Annotated in this window: 17 protein-coding genes; 8 read left to right on the forward strand and 9 right to left on the reverse strand. The window is 71.7% G+C overall.

Going from position 1 to position 19,937, the window contains the following annotated elements:
• Nucleotides 1–64: 64 nt before the first annotated feature.
• The 4 genes from BM076_RS02375 to BM076_RS02390 all read right to left on the reverse strand — a co-directional run bounded on the left by BM076_RS02375 (nucleotide 65) and on the right by BM076_RS02390 (nucleotide 4,643).
• Nucleotides 65–1,282: an ATP-grasp domain-containing protein gene (locus tag BM076_RS02375; protein WP_093711594.1), complete on the reverse strand. Its 1,218-nt coding sequence runs from the start codon at nucleotides 1,280–1,282 to the stop codon at nucleotides 65–67.
• 180 nt (nucleotides 1,283–1,462) lie between these two features.
• On the reverse strand, nucleotides 1,463–2,383 hold the full coding sequence (locus BM076_RS02380) for a carbohydrate ABC transporter permease (protein ID WP_093711595.1): 921 nt from the start codon (nucleotides 2,381–2,383) through the stop codon (nucleotides 1,463–1,465).
• Entirely contained in the window at nucleotides 2,380–3,387 is a 1,008-nt protein-coding gene (locus BM076_RS02385; RefSeq protein ID WP_093711596.1) for a carbohydrate ABC transporter permease, read from the reverse strand. The genes BM076_RS02380 and BM076_RS02385 overlap by 4 nt, the downstream gene beginning before the upstream one ends.
• Entirely contained in the window at nucleotides 3,387–4,643 is a 1,257-nt protein-coding gene (locus tag BM076_RS02390) for an ABC transporter substrate-binding protein (RefSeq protein WP_093711747.1), read from the reverse strand. Before BM076_RS02390 ends, BM076_RS02385 begins: the two co-directional genes overlap by 1 nt.
• A gap of 621 nt (nucleotides 4,644–5,264) precedes the next feature.
• On the opposite strand from BM076_RS02390, the gene BM076_RS02395 reads away from it, so the two are divergent.
• The 3 genes from BM076_RS02395 (at nucleotide 5,265) to BM076_RS02405 (ending at nucleotide 9,883) form a co-directional block, all read left to right on the forward strand.
• Complete coding sequence (locus BM076_RS02395) at nucleotides 5,265–7,313, forward strand: ATP-binding protein (protein ID WP_093711597.1); 2,049 nt, start codon at nucleotides 5,265–5,267, stop codon at nucleotides 7,311–7,313.
• Between the two features lie 451 nt (nucleotides 7,314–7,764).
• A complete protein-coding gene (locus BM076_RS02400) occupies nucleotides 7,765–8,766 on the forward strand; it encodes a beta-ketoacyl-ACP synthase III (protein ID WP_093711598.1) in 1,002 nt (333 codons plus the stop codon).
• A gap of 196 nt (nucleotides 8,767–8,962) precedes the next feature.
• A complete protein-coding gene (locus BM076_RS02405) occupies nucleotides 8,963–9,883 on the forward strand; it encodes a zinc-binding dehydrogenase (RefSeq protein ID WP_093711599.1) in 921 nt (306 codons plus the stop codon).
• Nucleotides 9,884–9,968: 85 nt separating this feature from the next.
• Here the strand turns inward: BM076_RS02405 and BM076_RS02410 are convergent, their stop codons facing one another.
• Together BM076_RS02410 and BM076_RS02415 are read right to left on the reverse strand one after the other, a co-directional pair.
• On the reverse strand, nucleotides 9,969–10,622 hold the full coding sequence (locus tag BM076_RS02410) for a hemerythrin domain-containing protein (protein WP_093711600.1): 654 nt from the start codon (nucleotides 10,620–10,622) through the stop codon (nucleotides 9,969–9,971).
• Nucleotides 10,623–11,025: 403 nt separating this feature from the next.
• Nucleotides 11,026–11,808, reverse strand: a complete 783-nt coding sequence (locus BM076_RS02415; protein ID WP_093711601.1) for a hypothetical protein — start codon at nucleotides 11,806–11,808, stop codon at nucleotides 11,026–11,028.
• Nucleotides 11,809–12,120: 312 nt separating this feature from the next.
• On the opposite strand from BM076_RS02415, the gene BM076_RS02420 reads away from it, so the two are divergent.
• Nucleotides 12,121–13,407, forward strand: a complete 1,287-nt coding sequence (locus BM076_RS02420) for a phosphodiester glycosidase family protein (RefSeq protein ID WP_093711602.1) — start codon at nucleotides 12,121–12,123, stop codon at nucleotides 13,405–13,407.
• Between the two features lie 28 nt (nucleotides 13,408–13,435).
• Here BM076_RS02420 and BM076_RS02425 read toward each other — a convergent pair whose 3' ends face one another.
• Complete coding sequence (locus BM076_RS02425) at nucleotides 13,436–14,323, reverse strand: LysR family transcriptional regulator (RefSeq protein ID WP_093711603.1); 888 nt, start codon at nucleotides 14,321–14,323, stop codon at nucleotides 13,436–13,438.
• A 240-nt stretch (nucleotides 14,324–14,563) separates the two neighbouring features.
• Between BM076_RS02425 and BM076_RS02430 the strand changes: the two genes are divergently transcribed.
• The gene (locus BM076_RS02430; protein WP_245795652.1) at nucleotides 14,564–15,319 is read left to right on the forward strand and encodes an SDR family NAD(P)-dependent oxidoreductase; all 756 of its coding nucleotides are present in this window, start codon (nucleotides 14,564–14,566) and stop codon (nucleotides 15,317–15,319) included.
• A gap of 15 nt (nucleotides 15,320–15,334) precedes the next feature.
• On the opposite strand, the gene BM076_RS02435 is transcribed toward BM076_RS02430, so the two are convergent.
• Nucleotides 15,335–17,404: an MDR family MFS transporter gene (locus BM076_RS02435; RefSeq protein ID WP_093711605.1), complete on the reverse strand. Its 2,070-nt coding sequence runs from the start codon at nucleotides 17,402–17,404 to the stop codon at nucleotides 15,335–15,337.
• Between the two features lie 127 nt (nucleotides 17,405–17,531).
• On the opposite strand from BM076_RS02435, the gene BM076_RS02440 reads away from it, so the two are divergent.
• Nucleotides 17,532–18,002, forward strand: coding sequence for an RNA-binding S4 domain-containing protein (locus BM076_RS02440; RefSeq protein ID WP_093711606.1), 471 nt, complete (start codon nucleotides 17,532–17,534; stop codon nucleotides 18,000–18,002).
• A gap of 15 nt (nucleotides 18,003–18,017) precedes the next feature.
• Nucleotides 18,018–18,920: an RNA polymerase sigma factor SigJ gene (gene sigJ, locus BM076_RS02445; protein WP_093711607.1), complete on the forward strand. Its 903-nt coding sequence runs from the start codon at nucleotides 18,018–18,020 to the stop codon at nucleotides 18,918–18,920.
• A 13-nt stretch (nucleotides 18,921–18,933) separates the two neighbouring features.
• On the opposite strand, the gene BM076_RS02450 is transcribed toward sigJ, so the two are convergent.
• A complete protein-coding gene (locus tag BM076_RS02450) occupies nucleotides 18,934–19,341 on the reverse strand; it encodes a VOC family protein (RefSeq protein WP_093711608.1) in 408 nt (135 codons plus the stop codon).
• A gap of 100 nt (nucleotides 19,342–19,441) precedes the next feature.
• On the opposite strand from BM076_RS02450, the gene BM076_RS02455 reads away from it, so the two are divergent.
• Nucleotides 19,442–19,888, forward strand: coding sequence for a MarR family winged helix-turn-helix transcriptional regulator (locus BM076_RS02455; RefSeq protein WP_093711609.1), 447 nt, complete (start codon nucleotides 19,442–19,444; stop codon nucleotides 19,886–19,888).
• The last annotated feature ends 49 nt before the right edge of the window (nucleotides 19,889–19,937 follow it).

The raw sequence follows: 19,937 nt of genomic DNA on the forward strand, positions 1-19,937 counted from the left end.
CCCCGTGGTGATGAAGTGGCACCGGTGGTCCGCCGTGTGTCCCGGGCCCCCGGCCGTGCGCCGCTCAGTCGATACGGCACCTCAGGACGCCCAGCGCGTCCTCGGCCCTGCGGACCGCTTCGTCGGCGTCGGCGCCCCGTGTGACGACATGGGCGAGCTGGTGGGCGAAGAAGTTCTCCGGCGGCAGCGCGACCGGGTCGCCGGCCTTCTTGAGGACGCCCAGTTCGACGACGCCCGGCATGCCGCGTGCCTGGTCCAGCCCCTCCCAGGCCCGTACGGTGCCGGGCCGGTCGGCCAGCAGATAGCGGTTGCAGGAGCCCGCGTCGGGCCGCGCGCCCAGCAGCACCGGGCGGCCGGTCGCCGCGTCCAGGGCGGCGGCCAGCAGATCGTCGCCGCCGGCCAGCGGCACCAGGTGGGAGGCGATGAAGCCGCCGCCGAGCCGGGCGTTCACCTCGATGACCTTGCCGCCCGCCGGGGTCAGCATCACCTCGACGTGGAATCCGCAGGCGTCCAGGCCGAGCGCCGCCACCGCGCGGGTCGCGATGTCCACCGCCTCCCGGCGCTCGTCCTCGGACAGCCGGGCGGGAAAGGAATTCTGGTACTCGGTGAAATAGGCGTCGGCGGCCACCACCTTGTCCGTGACACCGGATATCCGAATGTCTCCGGCACTCACCACGCCCTCGACGCTGACTTCGCAGCCGGTCACGTACTCCTCGTAGACGAATTCACGTGGGAAGTACGCGAAGAAGGTGTCGGCGTCGGGCGCCGCGTACACCGCGGCCTCCTCGTAGACCGGAAGCAGCCGGTCCGCGGAATCGACGCGGAAGATACCGGCGCTGCCCGCGCCGCCGGTCGGTTTGTAAATGGCCGGATATCCGATGCGGCCGGCCGCCGCGGCCAATTGCGGCCAGTCGCTGACCCGGGCCGAGGCCGGGCACGGCACATCGTGGGCGGCCAGGCGTTCACGCATGGCGGCCTTGTTGCGGCCCGCCCTGGCGCAGTCGACGGCCTGCCCGCCGGGCAGGCCGAGCGCCGCGGCGATCTCCGCGGTCGGTACGACACCGTGGTCCCAGAAGGTCACCACACCGTCGAACGGGTCGATGGCGTGGCAGCGGCGTAACTCGTCCAGAGCCGCGGCCATTTCCGTGACAGTATCGGTGGCCACCTTGACGTGCCCGGACACGAAGGGCATTGCCCATTCGGGCAATTCAGGTCCGATGACGGTGATGCGGTGGCCCAGGCGCCGCGCCGTGGCATACGCGCTGATCTTCTGCTCGTACATGGCGTGCACAAAACCTATGTGAGCCAACGCGACTCCGATGCAGGGCCTGCGGCGCGGGACGTCTGGAACTTAACGACCCCGGCGCGGCGCTGTCAATGTTGCCGTAACAAACCGGCCGCCCCCGGGAAATGGTTTTCCCGGGGGCGGCCTGGTGGTGCGGGCGGTACGGCGGTACGGCGCTCAGCCCTTGCTGGAGCCCAGCGAGAGACCGGCGATGAACTGCTTCTGGAGCAGGACGTAGACCACCAGGGTCGGCACCGCCGCGATCATCGCGGCGGCGGCGATCAGATTCTGGTTGGACACGAACTGCCCCTGGAGGTTGGCCAGCGCGGAGGTGACCGGCCGCTTGTCGCCGGACGACATCAAGGTGATGGCCCAGAAGAAGTCGTTGTAGATCCAGGTCGTCAGCAGCGTCGCCAGCGCCGCGAGCGCCGGACGGCACAGCGGCAGGGTCAGCTTCCAGAACCGGGTCCACAGCCCCGCGCCGTCCACCAGGGCGGCCTCGTACATCTCCTCGGGGATCGACTTCATGTAATTGCTCAGCACGAAGACGCAGAAGCCGAGTTGGAAGGCCACATTGATCACGACGAGGCCGAACAGCGAGTTGTACATCAGCCCGCTGCCGCTGAGGAAGCCGGGCAGGTGGATCTTGAGGTAGATCCGGTACAGCGGGGTGATGATGACCTGCTGGGGCAGCAGATTGCCCGCCGTGAACAGGATCAGCAGGGCGACATTGAGCTTCACGTTGACCCGGGTCAGCACGAAGGCCACCCCCGACGCCAGCGCCAGCACGATGATCACCGCCGGTACGGTGATCAGCACCGAGTTCCAGAAGAAGTGCCCCATGTCCGACTGCGTCCACGCGTCACTGAAGTTCTTGAACGTGATGTGGTGCGGCATCGAGACATAGCCGTACTTGCGGGTGTCGCTGTACGGGCGGACCGCCACGTACAGCGCGAAGGCGATCGGCAGCAGCCACAGGATCGAGGCGCAGATCAGGAAGACCTGGGAGGCGATCTGCCCCCAGGGCTTGGGCTTGCGGGGGCCCGAGGGCCCGGCGGCCGGTTCGGCGATCGGCCGCGACAGGGTATCGGTGGTCATCGCGATTCCTCACGGCGGAACGTCTGGTACAGGAAGATGCTGATCGGCACCAGCGAGATCACCAGCAGCACCACGCCGAGCGCGGAGCCGAAGCCGACCCGCTGGGTCTCTCCGACGATGTTGGAGGTGACCAGCACCGAGAGCAGTTCCAGGCCGTTGATGCCCTTGTTGGTGATGTACACGAGGTCGAAGGCGCGCAGCGACTCGATGACGGTGACCACCATGATGACGATGTTGATCGGCCGCATCACGGGGAAGATCACCCGCCAGAAGGTCTGCCACGCGTTCGCGCCGTCCATCAGCGCCGCCTCGCGCAGCGTGGGGTCGACGGCCTTGAGCCCGGCCAGGTACAGCACCATCACATAGCCGGCCTGCCGCCAGGTCGCCTCGACCAGCACCGCCCACAGATTCAGGTGCGGATTGCCGAGCCAGTCGATGGCGTTGTCATTGCCGTTGCGCCCGATGACGGTGTTGATCAGCCCGAAGTTCTGGGAGTACATGAACTCCCAGATGATCCCGACCAGCGCCAGCGACAGCATCACCGGCAGGAAGAGAATGCTCTGGTACATCCGGCTGCCCCGGATGCCGCGGTCGATCAGGACGGCGAAGAGCATGCCCAGCGGGGTGGCGATCAGGACGAAGACGGCCAGCCAGATGAGATTGTGCCGGACGGCCGGCCAGAACTCCGGATAGATGGTCGCGGCCTGGTGGTAGTTCTGGACGCCGTACCAGCAGCCATTGTTGAGGATCGACGGCATGTTCGGCTGGCAGGTCTTGGTGTGCAGACTGCCGACGCCGTTCCACTTGGTGAACGACAGCAGCACCGTGCCGATCGCCGGGAACCAGACGAAGACCAGGTCGAGCAGGAGCGGTATGCCCAGCAGGAGCGCCACGACCACCCGGTCGCGCGTGTTCAGCCTGCGTATGCCCCGGCGGCGGCGGACCTTCGGCTGGGCCGGAGTGACCGCCGCCGCCGGGGCGGGCGTCTGGGAGGTGGAACTCATCAGGAGTAGATCGCCTTCGCCTGCGACTCGGCACTCTTCTGCAGCGAGGCGATGTTGCCCGTGCTCGGGTCGTCGATGAACTTCTGGATGATCGAGATCATCGCGGTGGCCATCGCCGGGTCGGCGTCGCGGTCCATGAACTGCGCGACCGCCTTGCACTTGGCGATCTCGGTGACCGACTTCTTCTGGATCGCGTTGTACGTCGGGACCTGCAGGCCGGTGGCCAGACCGACGTCCCACTGGTCGGTCTTGAGGAAGTCCGACTCGGCCTGTCCGGTGCCGATGTACTCCAGGATCGCCTTGGCGGCGTCGGGGTTCTTGGCCTTCTTGCTGAGCATGAAGCCGTCGGTCGGCGCGTCCATGTAGTCCTGGCCGTACGCCGGGTTGATCGCCGGGAAGGTGAAGAAGTCCAGGTCGTCCAGGTTCGCCTTGTCCGAGACGTACTGCGCGGCCACCTGGTTGGTGCCCTGGAACATCATCCCGGCCTTCTTGGTCTCCAGCGTCTTGGCCGCGTCCTGCCAGATCCGCCCGTTCGCGCCGGTCTGCATGTAGGGCATGATCTCGGCCCAGTGCTGGAAGACCGTGTGCACGCCCTGGTCGGTCCACGGGATCTCGTGCTTCATCAGCTTGACGTGGTAGTCGTAGCCGTTGATGCGCATGTTGAGGATGTCGAAGGTGCCGAGCGCCGGCCAGCCGTCCTTGTCGCCGAAGGCGATCGGGACGATGCCGTCGCCCTTCATCTTCTTCGCCAGCGCGATGTAGTCGTCCCACGTGGTGGGGATCGAGTAGCCCTTGGCCTTGAACTGGCTCTTGTTGTAGAAGACCACCCACGGGTAGTTGTACAGCGGCACCAGGTACTGGTGGCCGTCAAGACCGGTGGAGAGCTTCTTGGCGGCGTCGCCGAAGTTGCCGCCGATCTTCTCCCACACGTCGTCGAGCGGCTGGGCCAGGCCCTGCGCGGCGAAGTACTGCATGCGGTAGCCCGCGAACCAGGTGAACAGGTCGTCCGGCGTGCCCTGGAGGTAGCTGGTGATGTTCTGCTGGAACGTGTTGTGGTCCACCGTGTTGATCTTGACCTGCGCCTTGGTGCTCGCGGCGGCGGCCTGGGTGAGCGCGGCGAACGCGGCCTTGGGGGCGGCGTCGGAGTAGTTGGAGCCGAAGGTGACGGTGCCGCCCACGGTGCCGCCGGAGGACTTGCTCGGGCTGCTCTTCTTGTCGTCGTCGCTGCCGCAGGCCGCGAGCAGCCCGCCGGCCATGGCGACGCCGGCCGCACCGGCCACGCCCCTCAGTACGTTCCTGCGCGTCGGTGACACACCGGCGTTGTTGCCGCTTCCCGCTGATTCGACGTCCGACATGGTGCCTCCATGTGTGTGTGGCCGTTCCGGATGCGGCAGGCGAACGATGGCGGAGTGGACGTTTCTGGAGGGCCTGCGACCTATCGATTTCCAACAGAAGTCACCAAGATGAAACGCCATCTCAACCGCAGGGGTAGTTCTACGCCAGATACCCAGGGGCGTCAACGCCCCATTACGGATGCGTTGCCGGACCGTGATGTGCAGGTGGCGCGGACATTGGCCGTTCGTTTTCACCGTCGCGGCGCGCGCGTCGGCCGGTTCAGCGTAGCGGCCGGATCATGGCTGTTCGGAGGGGGTGCGAGCACGATCGAACCGGAAGGCACAACATGCACCAAAGCGTCGGTCGGGCCTGGAGGTTCGGCTCGCCGAATGTTTGATATTGCGTGCTTCCGGTGCGGCTTCGGTGTCGCGGCCGGTTCAACGGGTATACGTGGGCGGCTCGCGGCCCGTCCGGCGCCCGTGGTGGATCTCGATCCGGTCGCGCGACTGCCCTGCGTGGCCGGTCGATGCCAGGCTGTCCCCATGATGGGCCACATCCCGGAGGAAACCACCAGTTTTGTGGGCCGGCACGAGGAGTTGGCGCGGCTCGACACCGCGCTCGCCACCCACCGGCTGGTCACGCTCACCGGCACCGGCGGTGTCGGCAAGACCCGGATCGCGCAGCGCGCGGCGGCCCGCACCGCCGCACGGGCCGCGCCGCGCTTCCCCGACGGGGTGTGGTGGGCCGACCTGTCGACGCTGGACAACGCGGATCTGCTGCTGGCCACCGTCTCCGACGCGGTCGACCTGTCCGACCACTCACCGCGCATGCCGGTGGAGGCGCTGTGCGAGTGGCTGGCCGACAAACGGCTGCTGCTGGTGCTCGACTCCTGCGAGCACCTGATCGACGAGTGCTCCGAGCTGGTCGGCGAGCTGCTCACCGCCGCGCCCGGCCTGACCGTACTGACCACCACCCGCAGGCCGCTGCGTCTGGCGGGCGAGGACCTGGTCGAGGTCGGGCCGCTGGACGTGGACGGCGAGGACGCGCTGACCCTGTTCACCCGCCGGGTGGCCGACACCGCCCCCGACGCGCTGACCGCGCCCGGCGCCGCCGAGGCCGCCGTCGCGCTCTGCCGCCGCCTGGAGGGCATTCCGCTGGCGCTGGAGCTCGCGGCGGCCCAGGTCGGCCCCGCGGGCGTCAAGGACGTCGCCGCCCGGCTCGGCCGCCGCTTCGAGGTCCTGGCGCGCTCCGGCTTCGTCTGGCCGCCCCGGCACCGCACCCTGCGCACCACCATCGGCTGGAGCCACGAACTGTGCGAGCCGCTCGACCGGCTGCTGTGGTCCCGGCTCACCGTCTTCCGCGGCCCCTTCGACCTCGCCGCCGCCCGCGCGGTGACCTCCGGCGGTCCACTTGCCGAGCACGCCGTCGCGGCCGGCGTCGAGCGGCTGGTCGCCCAGTCGGTGGTCCGCAGGGACGGCCACCGCTACCGGATGCTGGAGACCATCCGTGAGTACGGCCAGGAGTGGCTGCGCGAACTGGGGGAGGAGCGGGAGCTTGCCGACCGGCACGCCGGGCACTTCCTGGCGATGGCCCGGCGCGCCGACAATCTCTGGTCGACCGGTGAACAGGCCCGCTGCTACCGGCAGATAGACGAGGTGCACACCGATCTGCGCACCGCGCTCGACCACCTGCTGGTCGCCGAGCCGGCCCGCGCGGCGGAACTGGCCGGCCTCCTCTGTTTCTTCTGGACCTGCTGCGGCCACCTCAAGGAGGCCCGCCGCTATCTGGACCGCGCCCTGGCCGCCCACGACACGCCCGGCCCCGAACACACCAGGGCGCTGTGCGCGCTCGGCGTGACCGTCACCCTCCAGGGCGAGTACCCGGCGGCGCTGCGGATCAGCGACCTGGCCACCAGGGCCGCCGCGCACGACGGCGACAAGGAGGCGCAGTTCGCCGCCGCGTACGTCGCCGGGCTGCTGGCGCTGCTCACCGGCCGCGCCGAGGACGCCCTCGACCTCGTGGACGCCTCGCTGGCCGCCGTACCCGGCTGGGCGTTCGACTCGTCCTCCCGGCTGCGCTGCCACCTCGTCGGCGTCTTCGCGCTCACCGGCCTCGGCCGGCTGCCCGAGGCCCGGGCCCGCGCGCTGGAGCTGCGGCAGCACTGTGCCCAGCTCGGCGAGGTGTGGACGCTGTCCTATCTGGAGTACCAACTCGCCCTGATCGCCCTGTTCCAGGCCGAGCCGCAGGAGGCGGCGGGCCACGCCCGCACCATGCTGGAGAGCAAGCGGCTGCTGGGCGACGCCTTCGGGATCGCGCTCGGCCTCGACCTGCTGGCCGCCGCGCTCGCCGCCCAGGGCCGGGGCGAACAGGCCGCGACCGTCTACGGCGTCGGCGAGACGTACTGGCGCAGCGTGGGCCATCCGCAGCGCGGCACACCGGAGTTGCGCGGGGTGCGCGAGCAGTGCGAGAGCGCCGCCCGCGCGTCGGTCGGCGACGCGGCCTACGACCGGGCGTACCGGCGCGGCGCCGTGGAGTACGGCCGCACCGCGCTGGCCCGGGCGATCTCCGACGAGCCGCCCGCGCAGCGCTGACCGCCGCGACCGGCCGAGTGGCCGATACTGCTCGGTAACAGAATACGATGCCTTCAAGGGGCTGGCTCGGTCGCTTCACGATATGCCATTGATGTCAATTGCCCTTTCGGCGGAACCCCCGTGCGCCATATGCCGTTTACCGCACGGGATTAGTTCCGCAGGACGCGCCGCAAGGGGGGTGATTCAGCCGTGGGAAGGACCGTGCCGGTACCGGGACGGACCACGAAGTCCCATGTCAGAGCGGTGGGAGCCGAGTTGACATGGTGCCCCACCGTCGATTCCAGGCCACCTCTGGATGTGGACGAAGGATTGCTCTTCTTTCCTGATGAATCGGCGGGATCATTCGTATGGTGACCCCGCGTTCGGTGGCGTGTACCGCGTCGAGGACGATGGGTCACTGCCTGATCCAAGGTCTGACCCCCATCCATGGCCGATGGCCTGAAAGGCTCCCATGAAAGCTGAGATCGCCGTGCCAGACGGCGCACGGCACACCCGAATTCTCGGTGTCGGCGCGTACCGGCCCCGGTCGGTCGTCGACAACCACGAAGTCTGTCGATACATCGACTCGTCGGACGAATGGATCCGCTCCAGGACCGGCATCGTCACCCGCCGCTGGGCCGGTCCCGACGAGACCCTGGGTGTGATGGCCGAGCACGCCGCGAGCAAAGCGATCGCGGCGGCAGGTCTCACCCCCGACCGGATCACCTGTGTGATCGCCGCCACCTTCACCCACCTGATGCAGACACCGGCGATCGCGACCGAGATCGCCCACCGGATCGGCGCCACCGAAGCCGCGGCCTTCGACATCACCGCGGGCTGCGCGGGCTTCGTGCACGGCGTGGTGCTCGCCTCCGACGCCGTACGCGCCCGGGGCGGCCACGTCCTGGTCGTCGGCGTGGAGCGGATGACCGACCTGCTCGACCTCAGTGACCGTTCGACGGCATTCATCTTCGGCGACGGCGCGGGGGCCGTCGTAATCGGCCCGTCGGACACCCCGGGCATCGGCCCGGCGGTCTGGGGCGCGGACGGCTCGCAGGCCGACGCGATCGAGCAGACGGCACCCTGGGACGTGCTCAAGGACGACCCCACCCACAAGTTCCCCGCACTGCGGCAGGACGGGCAGCGGGTCTTCCGCTGGGCGGTCTACGAGATGGCCAAGGTGGCCAAGGAGGCGCTGGACGTGGCGGGCATCGGCCCGGCCGACCTCGACACGTTCATCCCGCACCAGGCGAACGAGCGCATCATCGACAGCATGGCCAAGTCCATCGGGCTGCCGCCGGACGTCACGGTCGCCAAGGACATCGTGACCAACGGCAACACCTCCGGCGCGTCCATCCCACAGGCCATGGAGGCCGTACTCGCCTCGGGCGCGGCGCACTCCGGGGACACCGCCCTGCTGCTCGGCTACGGCTCAGGACTGTCCTACGCCGCGGTCGTCGCGACCCTGCCGTGACGCACGGCGCGGCCGCCGGCTCCCGGCCGGCCGCGCGCGGCACCCTGCACCGGCCGCCGCTCCCTCACCGAGGGGGCGGCGGCCGGCGCCGTCACGGCCGCCGTCCGCGTCACAGCGTGCCGGGCGATCGGCTCTAGATACCAGGAGGACAAGCGGAATCCCACTCATGACATGTGACGTAGAAGGCGAGTAGCCGATGAAAGCCCTGGTCACCACGGACAGCCCCGACTGTGCCTTACGGCTCGACGCGGTCGCGGAGCCCGAACCGCTGCCGACGCAGGCGCTCGTCACCGTCAGCGCGGTGGCCGTCAACCGCGGTGAACTGACCGCGATCGGCGAACTCCCGCCGGGCGCCCGGCTGGGCCGGGACGTGGCGGGCACCGTACTGCGGGCGGCGGCCGACGGCTCGGGTCCTGCCGCGGGCACCCGGGTGGTCGGCCTCGCCGACGGCGACGGCTGGGCGGAGCGGGTCGCGATCGACACCCGCAGGCTGGCCCGGCTGCCGGACACCGTGGACTGGGCCGCCGCCGCGGCGCTGCCCGTCGCGGGGCTCACCGCGCTCTACAGCCTCCAGCGGGCCGGCCGGCTGCTCGGCCGCACCGTACTGATCACCGGCGCGGGCGGCGGCGTCGGCCGCGCGGCGGTCCAGCTCGCCTCGGCGGCGGGCGCCCATGTGATCGCCTGGGTCGGCTCGGCCGACCGCGAGCACGGTCTCGCGGAACTGGGCGCCGATGTCGTCGCCGTCTACGGCACCGACCCGGAGGAACCGGTCGACATCCTGCTCGACAGCTGCGGCGGCGACGTCCTCACCCAGGCGTTCCGCCCGGTCGTGGCCGGCGGCAGCGTCGTCGCCTTCGGCAACACCGCGGGCGCGGAGCTGCGGCTGCCCCGCGACTGGGGGCGCGCCCGGCCGGGCGTCAGCCTGCACTACGTCTTCCTCATCGACGAGATCGCCCGGCACGACGTCGCCCACGACCTGGTCTTCCTGCTCCAACTGGTCGTCGAGGAACGGCTGGACCCGCAGGTCGCCCTGGTGGCCTCCTGGACCGACCCCGAGCCCGTGCTGCGCGGCCTCGGCCGGCGGAGCGTCAACGGCAAGGCCGTGCTCGCGCTCTGACGGGGCGGGGGCCGCCGCGGGTCGGTGCCCCGCGGCCGCCCCGCCTCCGGCCGCGCGTCCGCTCCGCGGCCGGAGGCGGGAGTCGTCAGGAGCGGGAGAACTGCCCCCAGGGCGAGTTCTTCTCGTACTTCGGACGCCAGGTCTTGCGGAAGAGCAGCCTGATCGGCCCCGGGACCAGAGCGAGGACCTTCTGCTCGGTGGCGGCAGGCGCGCTGTCCAGTAGCCAGGGAAAGAACGAGGCGGCCCCCTTGGTGCCGACCCGCCTGCGCTGTTCCTCGCCGAAGGCGTCCCAGTCCTTGGCGCTGACGACGGCGTCCACCAGCGGCAGACCCGCTTCCTCCTCATGGTCGAAGTGCGCCGTCAGCGCCTCGCGGAGCGCCGTGACGTCCGCCGGCAGGCCGGTGGTGTCGCCGGCCGCGAGCCGCGCGTCGACCGCCGCGACCAGCGGGTCGAGCACCGCGTGCTCGGCCTCCATGGCGTCCAGCAGCGCCTTGCGTTCGGGATCGGAGCCGACCTTGCCGCGCATCGGCGGCCACAGGACGGTGTCCTCGGCGGTGTGGTGGATGTCCAGGTAATACGTGAGATTCGCCCAGCCCGCCTTGAAAGCCCGCAGGCTCCCGGTCCGCGGGTCGGCCGCCGCGACCAGCCGCCCGAGGTCGCGCCGGAAGGCGTCGTGCACCGCGTACATCATGGTGAAGTCGAGCCGGGTATGCGCACTTGAACGGGTGTCGGTACTCATGCGTGCCTCCAGATGAGTGCGTGCGCGGGTACGTGATCAGATGGTGGCACCGACGCCTGTCACGGTACTGACGTCCTGGAAAACCTGTACGAAGCGGCCGTGCGACCGCCGTCCGCGGTCCCGGAGGGGGCCGGGCTCAGCCGCCGTCCGCGGCGGCCCGCAGCGCCGCCTCCAGCCGCGGTCCGACGAAGTCCCGCACCCGGTGCAGCTGTTCGCCCACGGTGCCGCGCGGCACCCCGCGCGGGCCAGCACCGCGCCGACCGCCCCCGTATCGACAGCCCCCGCGTCGACAGCCCCCGCGCCGGCCGTAGCCTCGTCCGGATCCGCCATCCGCCCTCCCCGTTGGCCGGACCCCGTGGCGGACCGTGCTCGTATCCGCCTCGGGGTGTGTCGTGGCCGCACCCTACGTGGTGGCCAGGCCCCAGCAGAGCGCGCCCACGGCGGCGGCCACGTAGGCCAGGGCGGCGGCGAGCACGATCCGTTGCCGTACGGCCGGCGACCAGGAGGTGCGCGACAGCAGCCAGGCCAGCGCGGGCAGCACCAGCACCGCGTGCAGGCTCACGCCGTGCAGCGGCTTGAGGTCGCCGGTCGAGTGATACGCCTCCTGCTGGTGCCCGGTCCTGGTGTCCACGACACCACGGGCGATCATCGCGGCGCCCGAGAGCAGCCCGACCATCAGCAGCGCGAAACCGGCCCGCAGCGCGAGGGCCATCCCGGCGGGCCCCGCGGGCGGCTCGCGGAAGGCCGCCGCGGCGAAGACGGTGAGGACCACCACCAGCAGCCCGCCGCCGACGGCCAGCGACATCGCGACCGCGGTGTTCACCGGGGTCTCCATGTCGAAGTGCGACGGCACGTGCCGCCACGCCTGCACGGTGATCCCGGTGACCTCCAGGACGCAGTCGGCCGTGAAGAGCGCGAGCAGGACCGTACGGGTCCGCTCGCCGACCGTGAGGTAGGACGTCACCCACGCGAGGGCGATCAGGGTCAGCCCGAAGGAGACGCCGAAGGTGAAGGGCTTGCGCCAGGACACCGGGCCGTCCCACGGCCCGCCGTCGACCGCGAAGACCGCCAGGTGGAAGAGCCCGGAGCCGACGAGGACCGCGCCCACCGCGTACGACAGGCGCTCGGCGCCCCGGACCGGGACGCGGCGGGATACGGCGGTGGCTGCTGCTGCCGTGGCGGACATGGTGCCGGACTCCTGACCGGGGAGGGAGCGCCGGACGCGGGGGCGCCCGGGCCCGCCCACGGTAGGCGGCGGCCGGTGGGCGGCGCGTCGTCGTGGGGAAGGCGGGCCGGCTGCTCCCGGGGGAGTAGGCCCGGCCCCCCGGCGTCCCCCGCATGCCGCTGATCGGCCGTCAGGCGCGTGCGGCGGCCGGGTGTTTCCGCGCGTGCCGCGATTGGGGGAGTCGTCAAACGGTCATAGCATCTGAAAATAGTCTTAAAAGGTCATCGCAGCGCCGCATGGGCGGCGCGGGCGGTAACGACGGCGAGGAGCGCCATGACCCAGCAGACGGGCGGGCAGATCGCGCAGCGGCGGGACGACGCCGACTCCGCGGAAGCGGCGGGCGGGGGCGGCGGCCGGCCGCGCCGCAGACGCCTGCTGCCCTGGAAGCACAAACGCGACCTGACGGCGGTTCAGCTGCGCCGCCGCAAGCTGGTCACCCGCAGCGCCCTCGGCGTCTGCGTGCTGTGCGCCGGCACGGTGGGCTGGTCGGTCGGCCAGGCGCTGACCTACCCGGGCAAGGACAGCAATATGGCCAGGCTCGCCGAGTGGGCGCGCGACCACGAACTGGGCTTCGTGGTCAACAAGCTGGAGGACGTGCAGTACAACATGCATCCGCCGAAGGTCGGCGGCACCCTGTCGGCCGACGCGCTGGCCCGGATGAAGGCCACCGCGCCCGCCACGACGGCCGGCGCCGCCCCGAAGGGCGCGCCCGCCGCGGCCCCGGCGGCCCCGGTGATCCCGCTGCGCGCCCCGATGCGCCCGCTGGTCACCCCCGGCCTGCCCGGCGAGGGCGTCTTCCGTACGCTCTCCAGCGCGCACGGCCAGCCGATCGTGCAGGGCACCTACGTCCGCCCGGACGGCGACCACACCTCGTACGAGGCGGCCGTCGCCTGGATCAGCGGCAAGCACGCCCGCTTCCAGCTGCACCCCGGATTCCGCGAGCCCGGCGGCACCTTCTCCGTGCCGCCGACCATCCCCAAGGGGCAGCGCACCGGCCTGGTCGCCACCTGGAACGGCGGCTTCCGTGTGACCGACGGCGGCTCGCGCGGCGGCTTCTACCTCAACGGCCAGACGGCCGGCGACCTGCGGGACGGCGCCGCCTCCGAGGTCTTCTACAAGGACGGCTCGATCCGTATCGGGGTCTGGGGCCGCGATGTGCACATGACCAAGGACGTCGTCGGGGTCCGGCAGTGCCTGGAGCTGATGGTCGACGGCGGCCGGGTCGTGCCCGACATCGGCGACGACTCCAAGTGGGGCGTCACCGACCAGAGCAAGATGTTCGTCGAGCGCTCCGGCGTCGGCGTCACCGCGCAGGGCGACATCATCATGGTCGTCGGGCAGGCGCTGTCGGCACGGACGCTGGCCGAACTGATGCAGCGTGCGGGCGCGGTCCGCGCCATGCCGCTGGACATGAACCGGGCGTGGCCGTCCTTCATGTCCTACGACGGCAGCAAGGACCCGTCGAATCCCAAGCCCACCAACATCCTCGACTTCGAGGACCCGCCGGACCGCTACTACGTGCAGGCCACCCGCGACTTCGTGGCGGTGTACGCCCGCTGACGGCCCCGGGGGCCGGGCGGGCGCCCGCTCACGCCATCTGGTCGACGGCCGCCGCCTCGGTGAAGGCGCGGATCCGCGCGGTGGCCCGCGAGGTGCGCCAGACCGGCCCCCAGTCCAGCGGCGGTGTGTCGTGGAAGGGCACGTACGTCACATCGGGCGGGGTGGGCGAGCGGGTGACGTGCGCGCCGACGGGGAAGACGCCCTCGCCCGCGCCGACCAGCGCGAGGATCTCCTGGAAGGTCGCGGCCGTCCGGCCGAGTGGGATCGCCAGGCCCGCCGGGGTCAGCCGGGGCGAGCCCGGTTCGCGCCAGTGGTCGGGCAGCGAGCAGGGCGCCTGGAGCACATCGGCGTGCGCCAGGTCCTCCACCGAGACCGAGCCGCGGCGGGCGAAGGGGTGCCCGGTGGGCACCGCGAGCATCCGCGGCTCGGACAGCAGCACAGGACCGTTGGCCAGGTCGGGCCCCGACAGCGGCAGACAGGCGATCAGCAGCTCCAGCGCGTCGGCGCGCAGCCGCTCCAGTGCCTCGGCCATCCGGACCTCGCTGATCTCCACCTCGCAGCCGGGGTGCCGGGTGCGGAAGCGGTCGGTGGCCCGGACCAGCAGCCGGCCGGCGGCGGCGCCGACGAAGCCCACCCGCAGCAGTCCGGTGACCCCGCGGCCCTCGGCCACGGCCGTCGCGAGCGCCGCCTCCAGCCGCTCGAAGGCGGGCCGCAGGTCGTCGTGGAGCCGGCGGCCGATCGGGGTGAGCGCCACACTGCGGCTGGTGCGCTCGAACAGGGGGGCGCCGACGCGGCGTTCGAGCCCGCTGATCACCTGGCTCACTCGCGCGGTGGTCACCCGCAGCCGCATCGCGGTCCTGCCGAAGTGCAGTTCCTCGGCGAGGGTCAGGAACGTCTCCATCTCGTACCGCTCCATGCAGGCCCCCTTCCGCGCTCGCCGTTAAATGCTACTTAACGATCATTCCATGAACCGGAGTTGATCCTCCCGCATCCGGACCTGATCGTGGCAACCATGTCCCAGCGCCCCTCCGGCGGGGCGACCGGCGCCGAAAGCCGGTTGACATGAATCGGCGGCGCTGCCTAGCGTCGCGCCCGTATGTGACCGTGGTTCAGGTGGCGGAACGCCTCGATGTGCGGGGCGGGCGGGGAGCGGGACGTGACGGAACAGCAGCGGCGCCGGATCGTGGTGTCGGGCGGCGGCACCGGAATCGGCCGGGCCACCGCGGCGGCCTTCGCCGCCGGCGGCGACCGGGTGACCGTGCTCGGCCGGCGCGAGCACGTGCTGAGCGCCGCGGCCGACGAGGTGAACTCCGCGTACGGCAAGGGTCTCGTCGACTTCTTCGCCGCAGACCTGAGCGAGCCGGAGCAGGTCCGCGCGGCCGCCGCGTTCATCACCGCGGACGGCCCGGTGGACGTCGTCGTCACCAACGCGGGCGGCAATGTCGCCTCCGGCGACGACGGCAGCCTGGAGGGCATCGCGGCCGGCTACCGCGCGAATTTCGCCGCCAATGTACTGACCGCGGTGCTGCTCACCGAGGCGCTGCTGCCGCACCTGCGGCGGCCCGGCGGCCGGATCGTGCACCTGTCCTCGATCGCGGCGCTGCGCGGCCCCGGCTCGTACGGCGGCGCCAAAGCGGCCGTGCACGCGTACACCTTCGAACTCGCCCAGCGGCTCGGCAAGGACGGCATCACCGTGAACGCGGTGGCCCCCGGCTTCGTCGGCGGGACCGAGTTCTTCGGCGACCGCGGCACCCCGGAGTTCATCGCCTCGCGCGTCGCCCAGACGCTCACCGGACAGCCCGGCAGGCCGGGCGAGATCGCCGCCGCGATCAAGCACCTGGCCGCGCCCGAGGCCGCGTACACCACCGGACAGATCGTCCACGTCAACGGCGGTGCGATGCTGGGCCGTTGACCGGCGAAGGCGGCGCTACGCGGCCGACCGTACGGTGGCCGACGGCAGTTCGTGGGACAGGTCCTCGGCCAGCAGGCGCTTGGCGATGGCGTCGGCCGCCGCCCGCAGATCGGCGCCGCTGGGGCGGCCGGTGTCCTTCTCCAGCCGCTCGTTGAGCCACTGCGCCCAGGCCGTGGTGAGGGTCTTCGCCTCCCGCTCGCCCTCCGGCGTGGTGGCCAGGAAGGTGCCGTCCCGGGTCAGCCAACCGTCCGCCACCGACCGGTCGAAGGCGGGCAGCAGCACCTCGGGCGGCAGCCGGTGCCGGGCCGCGATCAGATTGAGATTGGCGTGCCCGACCATCCGGACCAGCAGCACCACCTGCATCACCGTCCAGGCGCCCGCCATGTCGAGCCGGGTGTCCGCACCGCCGAGGATCCGGCGCGCGGTGTCCGCGTCGGACTTGCGCATGATCTTCGCGACCGCCAGCTCCAGCAGCTTCGCCGAGTCGCCGCTGCCCGGCTGCGCGAAGCCCTCGCCCATGTCCATGGACCCGGCCCGCGCCGAATCGCGCAACGGCACCTCCTTGAGGAAGAGCGCCACCACGAAGCCCACCGCCGCCACCGGCACCGTCCACAGGAACACGGTGTGCAGCGAATCCGCGTACGCCTGGACGATCGGCGCGGCCTGCGCGGCGGGCAGCTTGTGCAGCCCCTCGGGGCTCTGCGCCGCCTTCGCCAGTGTGTCCGGCGCCGTCCCCGCCACCCGAGCCGCCTCGGCCACGCCCTGGGAGAGGTTGGGCCGCAGCGCGTTGGCGTAGATCGTGCCGAACACCGCGGTGCCGAAGGAGCTGCCGAGGGTGCGGAAGAAGGTCACCCCGGAGGTCGCCGTGCCCAGATCGGCGTACGCCACCGTGTTCTGCACCGCGATCGTCAGCACCTGCATCGACAGGCCGATACCGACGCCGAGCACGAACATGTACAGCGACTCCAGCCAGGTGCCGGTGCCGGGGCCCATCCGGGACAGCAGATACAGCCCCGCGGCCATCACCAGCGAGCCGACCACCGGGAAGTAGCGGTACTTGCCGGTTTTGCTCACCACATTGCCGCTGAACACCGACGCGATCAGCAGACCGATCACCATCGGCAGCGTCCGCACCCCGGAGATCGTCGCCGAGTCGCCGTTGACGTACTGCAGGAAGGTCGGCAGGAAGGTCATCGCGCCGAGCATCGCGAAGCCCACCACGAAGCTCAGCACCGAGCAGACCGCGAACACCGGATTGCGGAACAGCCGCATCGGCAGCATGGGTTCTGCCGCCCGCGTCTCGGCCAGGCAGAACAGCGCCAGCGCCACCACGCCGGCCGCGAACAGCCCGAGGATCACCGGCGAGCCCCAGCCGTACTCGTTGCCGCCCCAACTCGTCGCCAGGATCAGGGCGCTCGCGCCGACCGCCACCAGTGCGATGCCCAGGTAGTCGATCACCGGCCGCGCCGCCGAGCGCACCGCGGGGATCGTCCGGGCCGCCGCGAACACCACGACGACGGCGATCGGCACATTGACGTAGAAGGCCCAGCGCCAGGTCAGGTGGTCGGTGAACAGGCCGCCGAGCAGCGGGCCGATCACCGTCGCCACCCCGAACACCGCGCCGATCGCGCCCTGGTACTTGCCGCGCTCGCGCAGCGGGATGACGTCCGCGATCAGCGCCATCGCGGTCACCATCAGACCGCCCGCGCCGACGCCCTGCATCGCCCGCCACGAGATCAGCAGCGTCATATTGGTGGCCAGGCCGCACAGGAACGAGCCCGTGATGAAGACGACCGCGGAGATCTGGAAGACCACCTTGCGGCCGAACAGGTCGCCGAATTTGCCGACGAGGGCCGTGGCCACCGTCTCCGCCAGCAGGTACGACGTGACCACCCACGACATGTGGGCCGCGCCGCCGAGGTCGGAGACGATCGTCGGCAGCGCCGTGCCCACGATGGTCTGGTCGAGCGCCGCGAGCAGCATCCCGAGCACGATCGTGCCGAACACGATGTTGCGCTGCCGCACGGTCAGCGCGGGTGGCGGCACCTCCTCGACGAGGGGGCCGGTCTCACTGGCGGTCGTCACATCAGCACCCTCACACCCCGCGGCGTGCCGCGCACGCGCAGCCGTCCGCCCAGGTGAGGCCGGTACGGCCGCGGACGGCGCGGAAAGGGGAGGTGATCGCGGGCCGCGGAGCCGTAGGCTCGGGGGCATGGCTGGAGACGAGGGGAAGCCCGCGAACGGCGGGAGCGCACGGGTGGACAGCTGGATCTGGTGCGTACGGCTGACCAAGACGCGCTCGACCGCCGCCGCTGCCTGCCGGGCCGGACACGTCCGGGTCAACGGGGAGCGGGTCAAGCCCGCCCAGGCGGTGCGCCCGGGCGACGAGGTACGGCTCTTCCACGCCGGGCGGGAGCGGATCGTGGTCGTCTCCAAGGTGATCGGCAAGCGCGTCGGCGCGCCGATCGCCGCCGAATGCTACGTGGACAACAGCCCGCCGCCGCCCCCGCGCGAGGATGTCCTCGCCCTGGGCCTGCGCGACCGCGGCACCGGCCGCCCGACCAAGCGCGACCGGCGTGAGCTGGAGCGGCTGCTGCACGGCAGCGCCCGCCCCGGCGACGGCGGCGCGCGCCCTCCGCGTCCGCAGCGCGACGGCGGCGCCCGGCGCCGTACGTCCGACTGAGCGGCCGGGCCGCCCGTGGGAGCCACCGCCACCGACACTCCGGAAGCCGTCTTCGAGGAGCACCGCGGGCTGCTGCTCGGCCTCGCCTACCGGCTGCTGGGCAGCATGTGGGACGCCGAGGACGCCGTCCAGGAAGCGTATCTGCGCTGGACGCGCACCGACCGCGCGCAGGTCCGCGAACCGCGGGCCTTCCTGGTCACCGTCGTCTCCCGGCTCGCCCTGGACCAGCTCCGCTCGGCCCGGGTGACCCGTGAGGCGTACGTCGGGCCCTGGCTGCCCGAGCCGGTCGACACCGCCGCGGTCGGCCCGCTCGACACCGCGGAGCTGCGCGACACCCTCTCCTTCGCCACGCTCCATCTGATGGAGCGGCCGACGCCGCCGGAGCGCGCGGTGTTCGTGCTGCGCGAGGCGTTCGAGCTGCCCTACGACGCCATCGCGGCGATCGTCGGCGCCACGGCCGCCAACTGCCGCCAGCTGCACCACCGGGCGGCCAAACGGCTCGCGGACGGACGCGGCGCCGACGCCGGCGCCGTCCCGGCGGCCGGCCGCTTCCAGCCGTCGGGAGAGGAGCACTCCCGGCTGCTGACCCGCTTCATGAACGCCGCGCGGGACGGCGACCTGGCCGCCCTCACCGAGCTGCTCAGCGAGGACGTCACCGCCTGGAACGACGGCGGCGGCAAGGTCCGCGCGGCCCTGCGCCCGATCGTCGGCCGCGACGCCGTCACCGCCTTCGTCCTCGGCCTGGCCGCCCGCTACCCCTTCGAGCACCTCCGCATCGGCGAGGCCAACGGCCAGCCCGCGCTGCGCGTCTCCCTCGAAGGCCGCGAGCAGGTCACGCTGCTCGACGTCCGCGACGGCCGCATCCGGGCGATCTTCGCGGTGCTCAACCCCGACAAGCTGACCCGGCTGGCGCCCTGAGCCGACCGGGACCTCAGTAGGACTGGAGCTCCACCAGATTGCCGTCCGGGTCGCGCACATGCGCGGTCCGCATGGTCGGGCCCCACTGCGGCCGGTCTGCCGGCCCGGCGACCGGAGCGGCGCCGTGCCGCAGGCACAGCTCGTAACCGGCGGCCACGTCGGGCACCCGGCTGACGAGCATCGTCCGGTCCTGCGCGGGCGAGCCGTCGGCCGGCAGCCCCGCGGTGCCGGTGACCTCGGCCATCGCCGCGCGGTCGAAGAGCATCAGGACGCCCTCGGCGCCGATGTCCCAGCTCGCGTACGGGCCGTCGGGGCCGCCCCTGGTCAGGGCCGCGCCGACCAGCGCGGGCAGCACGGCGTCGTAGAAGCGGAAGGTGTCGGCGAACCGGCCGACGAGCAGGCGCGGGTGGAGCGCGTCCATCGGAAGACCTCACTGGAAGTGCGGGGCGGGCACGGCGTACCGCGCCCGCCGTCAATTGATGGGTAAACACCCATCATTGGTGTCAGCCTACAATGGGCTCATGACCGGTACACCGCCCACCCTCGCCGCCCTCACGACCTATCTGCTGTCGAAGACCGGCAAGGCGGCCCGCGGCCGGCTCGCCGCGCACCTCTCCGGTGAGGGGCTGCGGCTGTGGCACATGGCGGTGCTCGCCGCCCTCGCCGACTTCGGCCCGCAGGCCCAGCGCGACCTCGCCGCGCGGCTGGTCATCGACCCCAGCGACATGGTGAAGGTGATCGACGAACTGGCCGCCGCCGACTGCGTCGAACGCGCCCGCGACACCGCCGACCGGCGGCGCGTCCGGGTCGCCCTCACCCCCGCGGGACGCGACCGCCTCGCCGCGCTCACCGCCCGCGCGGAAGCGGTCCAGGACGAGGTGCTCGCCCCGCTCGATGCGGCGGACCGTGCCACGCTGCACGCCCTGCTGCTCCGGGTCCACGAAGCGCTGCCCGCCGGACCCGAATGACGCCCCGGGCGCCGGAGCCGGGCGCGGCGCGCACCGGGAACGGCGGCGG

Origin of the sequence: Actinacidiphila alni (genome assembly GCF_900112845.1) — a bacterium.
GTDB lineage: Bacteria > Actinomycetota > Actinomycetes > Streptomycetales > Streptomycetaceae > Actinacidiphila > Actinacidiphila alni.